The sequence below is a fragment of the Agaribacter flavus genome (assembly GCF_042646125.1).
GTDB classification, from domain to species: domain Bacteria; phylum Pseudomonadota; class Gammaproteobacteria; order Enterobacterales; family Alteromonadaceae; genus Glaciecola; species Glaciecola flavus.
Map to the genome: position 1 here is coordinate 211519 of NZ_JBHRSW010000005.1, position 12957 is coordinate 224475.

The 12957-nt window shown below is 42.9% G+C and carries 8 protein-coding genes; 3 read left to right on the top strand and 5 right to left on the bottom strand.

The features are described from left to right. The first annotated feature begins 7 nt into the window (after positions 1-7). From ACFOHL_RS03075 to ACFOHL_RS03085, 3 genes are all read left to right on the top strand, one after another. Complete coding sequence (locus ACFOHL_RS03075; RefSeq protein ID WP_376918729.1) at positions 8-955, top strand: ribose-phosphate pyrophosphokinase; 948 nt, start codon at positions 8-10, stop codon at positions 953-955. Positions 956-1242: 287 nt separating this feature from the next. Next, a complete protein-coding gene (nagB-II, locus tag ACFOHL_RS03080; RefSeq protein ID WP_376918730.1) occupies positions 1243-2238 on the top strand; it encodes a glucosamine-6-phosphate deaminase NagB-II in 996 nt (331 codons plus the stop codon). A 22-nt stretch (positions 2239-2260) separates the two neighbouring features. Beyond that, entirely contained in the window at positions 2261-3532 is a 1272-nt protein-coding gene (locus tag ACFOHL_RS03085) for a sugar MFS transporter (protein WP_376918731.1), read from the top strand. Between the two features lie 55 nt (positions 3533-3587). Here ACFOHL_RS03085 and ACFOHL_RS03090 read toward each other — a convergent pair whose 3' ends face one another. Genes ACFOHL_RS03090 through ACFOHL_RS03110 form a run of 5 tightly spaced genes read right to left on the bottom strand, consistent with a single transcriptional unit; the run spans position 3588 to position 12955 of the window. Then, complete coding sequence (locus tag ACFOHL_RS03090; protein WP_376918732.1) at positions 3588-5858, bottom strand: GH92 family glycosyl hydrolase; 2271 nt, start codon at positions 5856-5858, stop codon at positions 3588-3590. 7 nt (positions 5859-5865) lie between these two features. After that, on the bottom strand, positions 5866-7653 hold the full coding sequence (locus ACFOHL_RS03095) for a sodium:solute symporter family protein (RefSeq protein ID WP_376918733.1): 1788 nt from the start codon (positions 7651-7653) through the stop codon (positions 5866-5868). 11 nt (positions 7654-7664) lie between these two features. Beyond that, a complete protein-coding gene (locus ACFOHL_RS03100) occupies positions 7665-10211 on the bottom strand; it encodes a beta-mannosidase (protein ID WP_376918734.1) in 2547 nt (848 codons plus the stop codon). Further along, positions 10204-11970, bottom strand: coding sequence for an endo-beta-N-acetylglucosaminidase (locus tag ACFOHL_RS03105; protein ID WP_376918735.1), 1767 nt, complete (start codon positions 11968-11970; stop codon positions 10204-10206). Before ACFOHL_RS03105 ends, ACFOHL_RS03100 begins: the two co-directional genes overlap by 8 nt. Continuing rightward, on the bottom strand, positions 11963-12955 hold the full coding sequence (locus ACFOHL_RS03110; protein WP_376918736.1) for a N(4)-(beta-N-acetylglucosaminyl)-L-asparaginase: 993 nt from the start codon (positions 12953-12955) through the stop codon (positions 11963-11965). The genes ACFOHL_RS03105 and ACFOHL_RS03110 overlap by 8 nt, the downstream gene beginning before the upstream one ends. Between the last annotated feature and the right edge of the window lie 2 nt (positions 12956-12957).

Sequence of the window (12957 nt, forward strand, 5' to 3'; positions counted from 1 at the left end):
ATATCTTGTGCCAGATATGAAGCTATTTGCAGGAAATGCTGTTCCTGAACTTGCTCAAAAAGTCGCCGAACGTCTATACACCAAACTCGGGAATGCCAGTGTAGGTCGCTTTAGTGACGGTGAAATTTGTGTCGAAATTCATGAAAATGTACGTGGTTCTGACGTTTTCATTATCCAATCAACCTGCGCGCCAACAAACGACAATTTAATGGAATTAATCGTGATGATTGATGCCTTCAGACGGGCATCAGCAGGACGCATTACTGCCGTTATTCCGTATTTTGGATATGCCCGACAAGACCGCCGCGTGCGCAGTGCCCGGGTGCCTATTACCGCTAGAGTCGTCGCTGATTTCTTGTCTAGTGTGGGTGTAGATAGAGTATTAACCGTTGATTTGCATGCCGAGCAAATTCAGGGCTTCTTTGATGTCCCAGTTGACAATGCATTTGGCACACCTATCTTGCTAGATGACATGTTTAAGCGAGATTTTACCTCTCCTGTAGTCGTATCTCCTGATATTGGCGGAGTAGTTAGAGCGCGAGCAACCGCAAAATTGCTAAACGACACGGATTTAGCGATTATTGACAAGCGTCGTCCTAAAGCCAATGTCGCGCAGGTCATGAATATCATAGGTGATGTCAAAGATCGCGACTGTATCATTGTCGATGACATGATTGATACAGGTGGTACCTTGGCGAAAGCGGCTGAGGCACTTAAAGAACACGGTGCTAAGCGCGTGTATGCCTATGCGACCCACGCCGTATTTTCGGGTGATGCGGCCAAGATTCTCGGCGGGTCTGTCATTGATGAAATTATTGTCACAGACAGTATTCCTTTTTGCCCAGAAATACAAAAACTGGATAAGGTGAAAAAACTCACTTTATCCGAAATGCTCGCAGAAACGATTCGACGCATCAGCAACGAAGAGTCTATTTCTGCAATGTTTGAATACTAAATCCCTGCCACAATCAGCGGGGTATTGATTGGTTTCAAATAGATCCATACCTCGGACTACACACCGCATTGAGAAAGTGTTTTTCAATGCGGTTTACGTCAAGCTACAGATTCAGCCTACCCATCTCAATTTGCACAGATAATTTGTTTTATTTTTCATCAATTTTTTGTTCATTTGCATGACAAATGCTGCTACCTTACTTGGTGTATATTAGGGTCTGTTGACCTTTGGTATACAGACCCTAAATACTCATGCACGAATAAAAGTATCATTTTTGAGGGAGACTAATGAATAGCAGTATAATGGCGCGCGAATCTAAAGAAAGTGCAGATTCTATTAGCACACTAATTAAATACAATAGGTCAACTTTTGATGGGCTCGCCGAATCTTTCAAACTTTCGCCTCCACTTGGCATTATGACTGTCGGCCGTGGGAGTTCTGATCATGTTGGCGTCTTTGCAAAGTACTTGTTTGAAACTCAATGTGGAATACCTGTTTTTTCCGCCGCGCCGTCTGTCGCTAGCGTGTTCAACAAAACACTCAACCTGAAGGGCTTTTTAGCTATTGCAATTTCTCAATCAGGTCAAAGCCCAGATATCGTATCTCAATTAAAGTATGCGAAAGAAGGTGGCGCTTATTGTATAGCTATAGTTAACAATAGTTCTTCACCTCTAGCTAAAGTAGCAGATGTAGTGATAGATATGTGTGCAGGAGAAGAGATAGCTGTCGCGGCCACAAAAAGCTACTTGTGTTCTTTAGCTGCATTACTTGGCTTATGTGCAAGTTGGACGAAAGATACGAGCCTGCAAGAATCATTGAAAACATTGCCCAGTCAGCTCGCGCGCGCCGGAAGTATGCCTGCTATGCTAACCAAGGATAACTTCCATATTTCTGAGCGTTGTATAGTGGTGGGTCGCGGGTTTGGCTATGCCATATCTAAAGAGATTGCGCTTAAGCTAAAAGAGGTACTCGGTGTGCAAGCTGAAGCGTTTAGCAGTGCAGAATTTTTGCATGGCCCCGTAACACTGGCATCTAAAACTATTTCTGTTGTATCTATTTCGCTCAATGATGCAACCGGTTACATTCATGATCAAATTGTGCTTGATTTGCAAGCACGAGAGGCAGAGATCATAGATATCTCGGTTGGTGAGGATGTGCACAACTTACTCCAGCCTCTGTTGATTGTGCAGAGATTTTATTTAGATTTGGCTGCACTAGCTGCTTCTAGGGGTTTGAACCCAGACAAGCCACCAGGTCTACAAAAAGTAACGGAAACAAAATAAATACAATTGATAAGGAAAAAAAATGTTCCTACTCATTATTGTCGGCATCCTGTTTTTCATTTTTGGCTTTATTACATGGTTAAATGGCGCGTTGATACCATTTCTGCAAATTGTCAGCAATTTGAATGAGTTTCAAGCGCTACTCGTGGCCTTCTGCTTTTACATCGCTTACACGGTTATGGCATTGCCGATGTCTTGGATATTGGATCGTACCGGATATCGATTGGGTATTGTGTATGGCTTGGTGCTTGTGGGGATCGGAAGCTTTTTGTTTATACCAGCGGCAAAAACGCAAGCTTTTGCCATATTCTTGTTTGCTCAATTTACGATGGGAGCCGGCTTAACCTTGCTTCAAACGGCAGCCAATCCGTATATAGTTAAACTCGGGCCGCATGAATCTGCAGCCGCTAGAATTGCCATCATGGGCATTCTCAATAAACTCGCTGGCGTACTCGCACCGCTTGCATTTACAGCATTGGTTCTCAGTGACTTTTCAAATGTCAGTACAGCTAGTATTGCCGCGCTCTCAGAGGCAGAGAGAAAATTAACCATAAGCAATATGGTGAACAACTTAGTGTTGCCATATTTTGGCATGGGTTTCGTCTTAATATGCTTGGCTATTGCCATGTGGCGCATTTCTCTTCCCGAGATCGAGGAGACAGAGTCCTTACAAGCCTTGCCAACAAAATCTGTGCTACAACACCCTCAATTGATTTGGGGAGCCATAGTCTTGTTTTTCTACGTAGGAATAGAAGTTATTGCAGGCGATACAATCGGACTATATGGATCATCACTCGGACTGGAAAGTGTCACTACACTGACTTCATACACAATGGCCGCTATGGTGATTGGCTATATTGTTGGGCTGGTGCTCATTCCAAAGTTCATAACCCAGCAAAGCATACTTGTCGTATCAGGTATTACGGGGATAATACTTAGCATCGCGATAGTGCTCAGCTCTGACACAAATACTAGCATTGCTGAATTTCTCTGGGGGTGGTCGAATGTGCCTGTTGTGCCAAATTCGATAACTTGTATTGCACTGCTGGGATTGGCAAATGCCATGGTTTGGCCAGCTATTTGGCCACTAGCCTTGGCTGACTTAGGAAAACACACGGCAAGAGGATCTGCACTTTTGATCATGGGAATAGCCGGCGGCGCTATTCTTCCTCTAGTTTATGGAGGGGCGAGCGAGTTGATAAACGCGAAGTACGCATACCTATTGTTGCCGATAGCTTACTTACTGATCGTTTGGTACGGCTCGATAGGATACAAGCTGCGTCCCAAAGAATAGACTGAGGTTTAGTGCAGTGAGCGACACAAAGTGTCTACCTCACCGCTCAACTTTTTTATTCTGTAATGAATGTCAAAACTCCACCCTTTAACAACTCAAAGTGAGTAATTTTATGGTTATTAATTTGCTCACCATTAAACTCTATTCTTTTAACTGGACTAGTCAATTCACCTTGGACTTTTATTTCTAGTTTCTTACTTCCCAAATACAAAAAGATTCGCTCAAAATCAGGTACCCCTAAAACGTATTCTCCACTTGCTGGATTTAGCGGATAAAACCCTAAAGCACTCATCACATACCAAGCCGACATTTGACCAACATCATCATTGCCCGCAAGGCCATCGGCTTGACTGGTGTACATCGTATCGCGTATTTGCCTAATCCTTTGCTCACCTTTTTCTGGTGATCCTGCTAGCGCATATAAATAGGGCACGTGATGAACCGGCTCGTTTCCATGAGCATACTGGCCAATTAACCCAGAAATATCTGGTGATACATCATCCCCGTGCATTTCTGAACTGGTCGTAAAAAGCTCGTCCAATTTATTGACAAAAGGCACGTTCCCGCCAAAAAGCGCAATCAAGCCCTCAACGTCGTGAGGGACAAACCAAGTATATTGCCAAGCATTAGCTTCTGTGTAGTCTGTATTTCGATGCTCAACATGAGTTGGGTTAAATGGCTCCACCCACTTACCATTTTGATCTTTACCCCGCATGAATTGAAGCTCTTTATCAAATAAGGTCTTATACGCGCTTGCCCTATCAGCAAAATAGGCAGCATCATCCTCAGCTGCAATTGACGCGGCTAGTTTTGCAATAGCCCAATCATCAAATGCATACTCAAGTGTTTTTGATACTGCCTCTACTTCCAGTTCTGAAGGTATGTACCCATATTGTTTAAAATGATCAATGCCAAACATGTCTTGCATCGCTGATGCCTTGCTGGCAGATAAGATTTGTTCGGGTTTGAGTGTGGTTAGGCCTTTAAAATAGGCATCAACTAGCACAGGCACAGCATGGTAGCCAATCATGACATCTGTTTCATTTGCCATTAAATCCCATGTAGGTAACAAACGTGTCTCTTCATAAAACCCATACATTGAGTGCATCATTGGGTCTATTAACTTGGGGTGAGTAATGGTCAACAGAGGATGTAACGTTCTGAATGTATCCCACAGTGAAAATAGCGTGTATCTGGGCAGTGCTTTATTTGTTGTGTATAATTTACCGTCTCCACCGGTAAATTGTCCTAATGCATCACTATATAAGTGTGGCGCAATCATCGAATGATAAAATGCCGTATAAAACTTTGTTTTCTTCTCCAAGCTTTGGACGCTATCAATTTCAAAAATATTTAGCTGCTCACGCCACGTTTGCTGGACTTCGTTTTTCACTTTTTCAAAGTCAAAATGCGGTACTTCTAAATCGATGTTGGCTTGTGCTCCGGCAATACTGGCATAGGAAATACCCACTTTAACGACCAGTTCATCGGCTAGTTCTCCAAAATTTAGTACCGCTTCAGACAATATTCCTTGATGTTTATCACCGAGTTTAGGTTCTTTGTTTTCGAAATATTGATGAGAAAAAGGATGATTGAATTCCGCGACAAAATAAACAGTTTGGCGTTTGGCCCACCCTGTTGACCGACGATAACCGACCAACTTAGTATCGCTAATTTTTGAAAATGATGTTTCTGTTGCTTCATCATAATTCTGAGCATAACCCAAATTAAAAATTAGTTTTGCCTCTTTTTTGTAGTCAAAATGATAACGATGAACACCGACGCGTTCACTCGCTGTTAACTCTGCTCGGATGCCTGATTTATCAAGAGAAACTTGGTAATATCCTGCCTGAGCTTGTTCATTTTCTTTGGCGTAAGTATCGTATATCAGTGGCACATTTTTGGTATACTCAGTAAAGACACTATTGTCTTGCTGTGCGATAGTTTGCAGATAATTACCTTGAAAAGGCATCACTAAAACATCCAGTAAGTCCCCCACCCCTGTTCCCGACAAATGCGTATGGCTGAAACCCAAAAGCACATTGTCAGAATAATGATAGCCTGATGTCCAGTCCCACCCCTTTGACGGATTATCTGGACTCAACTGCACCATACCAAAAGGCGCCGTTGCGCCGGGAAAGGTGTGGCCGTGCCCCCCAGTTCCAATAAATGGATCTACATAATCAAGCACATCACTTGAGTGGGTCTCGGTGTGTAAAACTTCCGTAACTTCTCTCTGTAATGAAGAGCACGAAAGTATAGTTGCACTCACTAGCCCAACAACACTTACTTTTAGCAAATAACTCAATCCAAATCGACCGTGCATCACCACATTAAGCCTCCAACTTATCGTACCAGCTTCGCTTTAAAATATAACTCGTGCTTAAGCACACCAAGATTGCCAATAGCATTGCCGAGTAAAGTTGCAAAACTAAATACATAGCAATGAGTACCAAACTAGTTTGCCAAACAATACCCACAAGGACATTGAACACATCTTTCTTCATAGAAGCATGTTTTGTTTCTGGGTTTAATCGACTGACGTTCTCGCGAACAGGCCCCCAGCACCCCCAAGGTCGCACCGTTTTATAAAACTGACTAAGTACATTAAAGTCGTCCGCTGGCGTGAGTAAAGTGGCAACGATCGAGCCAACAGCCCCAGCAAATAACAAAAAGGGAAAAGCGTACAATGGATGTAAACTAGGATAAATAACTGGTAGCGCTAAAGACGCGAGCAAACCACTGAGCATGCCTCCAAAATAGCCGTAACCATTGAAACGCCACCAATGCCACTTCAGTATATTCGCAGCCGAGTACCCACCAAATAGAGCAGCAAATATCCATTGCATGATCTCGTTAATCGAATCTAAAATCCAACCAAAACTGACGCCGACAATAACAATTAACAGGGACACAACATAACTGAGTTTAACGTAGTGAGTTTCACTCTCACTTGGCCTTAAATAACGGCGATATATATCGTTAACAAAATATGCTGGTGCCGCATTAATTGTCGCGGCAAAGGTTGACATGAACGCAGCTAACAAACCAGCTATTAATAATCCAACCAAACCTACCGGAATAAAATTACTGATCGCAAAGGGCAAGACTTGCTCAAAATCAAAGTTCTGCTGGGACGACTGAATATCTGGCCCCATGAAGACCAAGGCAAGCACAGCCAAACCTACAACCATCATATAACGTGGGATAAGCATCACTAAAGACACCACAGCGCTCATTTTGGCTGCATCTTTAGCATCTTTACATGCTAGAATCCGTTGCATATCGTAGCCTGGAACTGGGCCTGCCATACTGGACAATACGCCTTTAAATAGCATCATCATAAAAAACAGGCCAAACAAACTAAAACCATCACTGGCTATCTTGTCATTGACACTATCGATTACCCCACTCCAGTCCAAAGCAAGCTCCCAACCAAAGCTAAGCTCCAACCATCCGTGTGGCACCGCTTTCGCTATCATATCGGGGCTGATTGCTGATATAGCGATAATACCGACAGAAATAGCAGCAAGAGTCATCAGTAAAAACTGTATGATTTCAGTAACTACGACGCTTATCATGCCGCCTTTAATGACGTATAAACTGGTAAGCGTGAATATCGCCAATGCATAGGTATCCGCTGACCATCCCCATGGCAAAAAAACTTCTGAAAACTTTCCGATACCCTTAAAGGCGTAAGCAATAAATCCAACTGCACTGATCAGCGCAAAAACAACAACAATAAGGTGTGATAACTGGGTACCCTTGCCCTCGCCAAATCGACTAGCAAGCCATTCAGCACCGGTCATTGCATTTGAACGCCGCAGCCAAGCAGACAAATAGACCATTAAGAAAATTTGATTAAATACCGGCCAAATCCAAGGTAACCAAGCGCTTTTTAAGCCGTATACAAACATCATTGAGACTAACCACATAGTCCCTGCGATATCAAACATCCCAGATGCATTGGACACCCCGAGTGCCCACCAAGGGATGCGTTTACCTCCCAAGAAGTAGTCTTCAGTATTATTACTTCTTTGTCTGGAGACCCAAATTCCAATTAACAATGTCCCAAGCATATAAGCACAAATGATGACAAGGTCTAAGAGTGATAACTGCATGTAAATCCAGCCTAATTATACGTATCGTAAAGCGAAGTAATTTCCAGTGATTCCTTGACCAGCTCAAGGCCTTGTTGAGCTAGTACATCGTCCTTTATCGAAACGCTTTTTGCAACATTGGGCACTAAATCAAAAAAATTCTCACTAAAATTTTTATCACAAATAGGAAAAGACAAATATACATACCTAACGAGGGTATCTGCAGTTAAGCTAATGCTTATTTGCCCGTCAAGAATGGAAACATCCACAAGAATATTTGGTTTTTTTAAGGGTAACTCCTTGTTTTCTGTAAAATAATAAATACTATTTTCTTTCTCTCCATCTGCATTTTGCCACAGCATCAGTAGGAACACTTCAGCCATATTGACGCCTTCTAACACTTCTTCGAGCATCAGGCTCACGACACTAGAACTGCTATTCCCCGGCGCAATGCAGGTATAATTGGCATGCATGTATTCCTCGCCTGACAGCGACATAAGCTTGATAACAATGTTAAATAAGTATGCTTCAGGGGCGTCATTCAACGCATATATCGTAACGGTATCGCCATCGACATCCGCTGCAATTAATCGATCTCGAAACAATGCTTTTGCCTCATAGTGCGCCGCTTTATATTTACCGTAATAATCAATACTCGACCATGAAGTAACCGGCCAACAATCATTGAGCTGCCAATACAAGGTTCCCATACAAAATGGCTGTGCTTTACGATGAGCCAGAAACGCCGTCCCCAATGCTTGTGCCTGTAATAACTGACTGAGAAATAAAAAACTCTCGAAGTCTTTTGGTGCGTTAAATTCTGCCTCTATGTGTTTTTTAATTATGTTGTTTCCACGAGGGTGTTTTTGATGATTCAACATCGTAGGAGAGTCTAAAAAGTAATCGCTCTCAGGACAAAAGTGTTTGATTGAGGATAGAAGTGGGAATGCTTGAAAGCCATACTCTGACATAAATCGCGGCACGCGCGTTTTAAATTCAGAAAAAGGCAATTCCCCATGCCATACGCCCCAATAATGATTGTCCCCAACAAGATCTTCCTCAGGGCGTTCCCAAAAACTGATGGGAGATGAGGCGATATAATCTATTTCAGGGTGCAGTTCATTTACCAAACTCGGTAAAAGCTGATGAAAAAGCACCTCGTAGTCTTGCTTGAGTTTCGCATATTGGGTATCAGAATAACCAAAATTTTCTTGCCATCCCCAACACTCTATTCCCATTGCAATCTCGTTATTACCGCACCACAGGGCGATACACGGATGACTACGGAGACGTTTAATGTTGCATATCACTTCGTCTTTTACGTTATTTAAAAACGCTTTGTCTGCAGGGTACAGAGTACAAGCAAACATAAAGTCTTGCCAAACTAATATTCCGTGCTTATCTGCCAGTTCATAAAAGTAATCATCTTCATAAATACCGCCTCCCCAGACTCGAAGCATATTCATATTGGCAGCTAAAACGTCAGCAAAAATGGTGTCGTACTTTTCCTTTCTCACTTTTTGCAGAAAACTATCACTTGGAATGTAATTTGCCCCTTTCATAAAGATCGCACGGCCATTGACCTTGAAATAAAATGACTGCCCAAATTCATCCTTTTCCTGAACAAGCTCAATCGTTCTCAAACCAATTTTCTTATCTATACTGCAAAAACGTTGATTGTCGTCTAAGAGGCTCAATGAGAATTCATATAAAAATGGTAACCCTTGACCAACAGGCCACCACAAATTTGGCTTTTCTATCACAAACGACAATTCGACGGTATTAGTGTCCCCTGCTTGCACACTAAGATGTTTTATCGATGGCGCAATATCGACGTTATTGCATTTGGCTACGACGGTCAAATACGTAGAAATCGCACATTCCACCGTCAGACTAAAGGTGAGCTGAACATGCGATTGTTTGTGGCTCTGTGTGGCGTAGGCATCAACTATCTTTGCACCAAAAACAGGAAGCAAGTGTACAGGACGCCAAATACCGCTGGTAACGAACCTTGGCCCCCAATCCCAGCCAAAGTGATAAGGCGCTTTGCGCACATACACACTGAGTTTATTATCTGACTTATCGTTTTCCGCAGGGTAAACCAACCCGTTTTTGGCGGGTAAGTGTTGATTTAAACGAATAGGCGAATAGAAATAAAAATGAAGTGTATTGATGCCGGCTCTCAAATACTCTTTAATGCGTAGACAGTGACTGAGAAACATATTGTCAACGCTTGCGATATGCTTGTCGTTAACACGCACATCACAATAGGTGTCCAGACCCTCACAAAACAATTCCCAATCTAATGCGAGCAACTCTCTCTCTGTCATTTCGAAAGAGGTTTCATATTCCCAATCTTGATGCTCAATCCATTGCAATCGAGTTTCTTCATCGGCATAAAAAGGATCATTAATCACCCCCGCTTCGAGTAAATCAGAAAAGTTACAACCCGGCACAGAGGCTGGTCGCCATGTGTTTGTGCCAGATTGCTTGAATCGCCATTCACAGTTAGCTAGCTTATTTTTCAGTTTCTGCTGCTTGTCACAACTGTGCATGAATAACTCTTCAGCCTTATTCAATATGCAACCCTCCCAACAAAAAATAGCCTGAATTATCGCTTGCTTCAATTTCAATACTGATACGAGTGACTTGTTTACCAGCATGTTTCGCTAAGTCGAGCTTATTGCTATGCCATCCACTTTCACTTGCCTTTTGCTTGCGTAAGAACGATTGTTCAGTTTCGCCCCCTTCAAATTCAAGAAGAATAGAAATCTTGTTCTCAGGCAAATTATTTAACTTTGCAAAGCTATGTATAGTTGCATTTGAAGGGAGTCTGATTGCTGTTTTATACAGGGGGACGATAACACTGTTTTGCGTAAACGCTTTTACATCCACTCGCAATGATGACCCACCCTCATAGGCGTCTGAAAAGTCATATCGAACTTGAACACGCTTGTCGCCATTATTAAATTGTGCAAACTGCCATGTGGGTAAAATGTCTTGTTCTGCCATGTCATGCCAATCCTTGCCTGCGATTTTTTTACCCTTTGACATCTGAATTCGACCGTGTCCAGTGTTGAAGTAGGAAATGAATGGCAACGCTTTAACGACACTTCTAGCAGCGATATGTGCACCTAAACCAGACCACTCATTACTATCGCGAACTGCAATGTTTAAATTATTGCCAGCAAACAAACGTTGCTCAGTTTGATAAAAACGCAGCACATCTTCAGGGTTTTCTTTATATTGACTATATGCAGCTTGTTGGTCGGTTCCAGCAAAATTGAAATTAATGTTGTTTGCAAAAAGAGCCAATGATGATCTAGCCTGACGACCTGCGGGGAAGATATACTCTAGCCACTTATAGCGTGAAAATGCTCTCTGTGCTCTTCTCTCAGGCCATAAGTCCGCGCCAAAATAAATATCATAAGGCGAACGCCCTTTCTTTATTGCTAGCGCTGCGCCTTGGATAAGCATTTCTTCATTCCACCAATAATTAACGAACATAGCATCTGCAGTTGCGGGGCTATCTGGAGAAGCTTGAAACATTGGCAAGTTTTTTTCATTCAGCGTATTTTGCCAACGAACACGTCCATCCATCAGCATTGAATCGTACCAATGAATTTCTATTTCCTGCGGAGATATTTTTGTCAAATATCGCATAAAGGATTGCATTTTTTTTGCGAGCTCACGACCACGTTTTTTGTCAACTTTGCCTTTTACAACTTGCCCTTTATCATCTTTTACGACTTGTAAATCGGTTTCCTGATTGATCAGCCAGCCATCAAAACCATAATATTTCGCCATACTCAATAAACGATGCGCCAAAACAAACCGCCCCTCTTTATCTTGTATCAGCATACGCTCCACGGTGTCTGCACTTCCACCCCATTGTGCAATTCCCAAGAACACTGTACCCAGCACTTTCACACCGTTTTTGTGAGCAGCCTCAACCCATGGGCGAGCGGGAATATTGACGGTTTGATCAGCAGTGCCAGCAAACCAGTTCAAGCTATCGATATACGCCCAATTGGTAAAATTGTATAAATTAAATTGGCTTTGGGGACTGATGTAATTGCCAAAGTTATTCATCCCATCGGGTGCAAGCAATACCTTTGCGTTCACGTCTAGCCCTTTTGTCAGAGGATTTGTAGCTGGATCAATCCGCTCAGCTAGAGGTACCTGACTAACATTACGTGGCTCAGCTAGCGTAGAATCCTTATCCCATTCGAGCGCTTGCGAGAGCGTGAGCGAAAATGGCGGCTCACTGTGTTTAATTTGCGCAAGTACTTGAGAAGAACCAAGTATGACGAGTAATAAAAGTATTAATCTAAGCAAGCTTACTCCTAGCATCTATTAATTGAGAACCGCTTGAGTTTTGCAAGGCATAGTTAAACCCTGACTGAATTGCATATGCGCCCACTTCGCCTCGTTTGTTTATTGCAAGAAAACCAACCTGATATTGACGATAGTCATCCAACTTTGCTGCAATACGAGAAACCGCTTCTTCGCATGCCTCCTGAGGGCTTGCGCCTTGGCGCATGATCTCGACGACAGAAAAACAACCCACTGTCTTCATCATAAGTTCGCCCATACCGGTTGCCGTGGCGGCACCAATATCGTTGTCAACATATAAGCCGGCGCCGATGATGGGTGAGTCACCCACACGCCCACGCATCTTAAACGAGGCACCGCTTGTTGTGCAGGCACCAGACAAATTGCCTTTTTTATCCAACGCAAGCATCCCAATGGTATCGTGGTTTTCTATATTTATCTGAGGTGGCCAGCTTGGGTCTTTTTTCCATGTTTGCCACAATGCTTTTGCTTTTTCAGTAAGTAAGTTTTCTTCTTTAAACCCCTCTGATTTCGCAAAGTCTAAGGCTCCTTCTCCTACAAGCATGACGTGAGGCGTGTTGTCCATGACTTTTCTTGCAACAGCAATAGGATGTTTGATGTTTTCCAAAAAAGCCACCGAACCACAATTCTGCTTGTGATCCATAATACAAGCGTCTAGTGTTACGCGACCCTCGCGGTCTGGATATCCACCATAGCCTACCGTCATTACATTGGGGTCTGCTTCTGGCACCATTACACCTGCCTCAACAGCATCAATGGCTAATCCACCTTTTTGCAAATGTTCCCATGCTACTTTATTCGCAGGCATCCCATGTTCCCACGTAGAGACCACCAAAGGCTTACCAGCTTTTCCAATTGGTGCTGATGAATTGTTGTTCGATGCTGTGCTTGCAAAGCCAAGATTTGACAGAGCGGGAAACGAGGCCAGCACACCAGATAACTTCAGAAAACGTCTTCTGCTATTCATAG

What these genes read in the sequence shown, in the direction of transcription:
- ACFOHL_RS03085 (WP_376918731.1), top strand. Translation starts at nt 2,261, where the DNA reads ATGTTCCTACTCATTATTGTCGGCATCCTGTTTTTCATTTTTGGCTTT.
- ACFOHL_RS03110 (WP_376918736.1), bottom strand. Translation starts at nt 12,955, where the DNA reads ATGAATAGCAGAAGACGTTTTCTGAAGTTATCTGGTGTGCTGGCCTCG.
- nagB-II (WP_376918730.1), top strand. Translation starts at nt 1,243, where the DNA reads ATGAATAGCAGTATAATGGCGCGCGAATCTAAAGAAAGTGCAGATTCT.
- ACFOHL_RS03095 (WP_376918733.1), bottom strand. Translation starts at nt 7,653, where the DNA reads ATGCAGTTATCACTCTTAGACCTTGTCATCATTTGTGCTTATATGCTT.
- ACFOHL_RS03090 (WP_376918732.1), bottom strand. Translation starts at nt 5,858, where the DNA reads ATGCACGGTCGATTTGGATTGAGTTATTTGCTAAAAGTAAGTGTTGTT.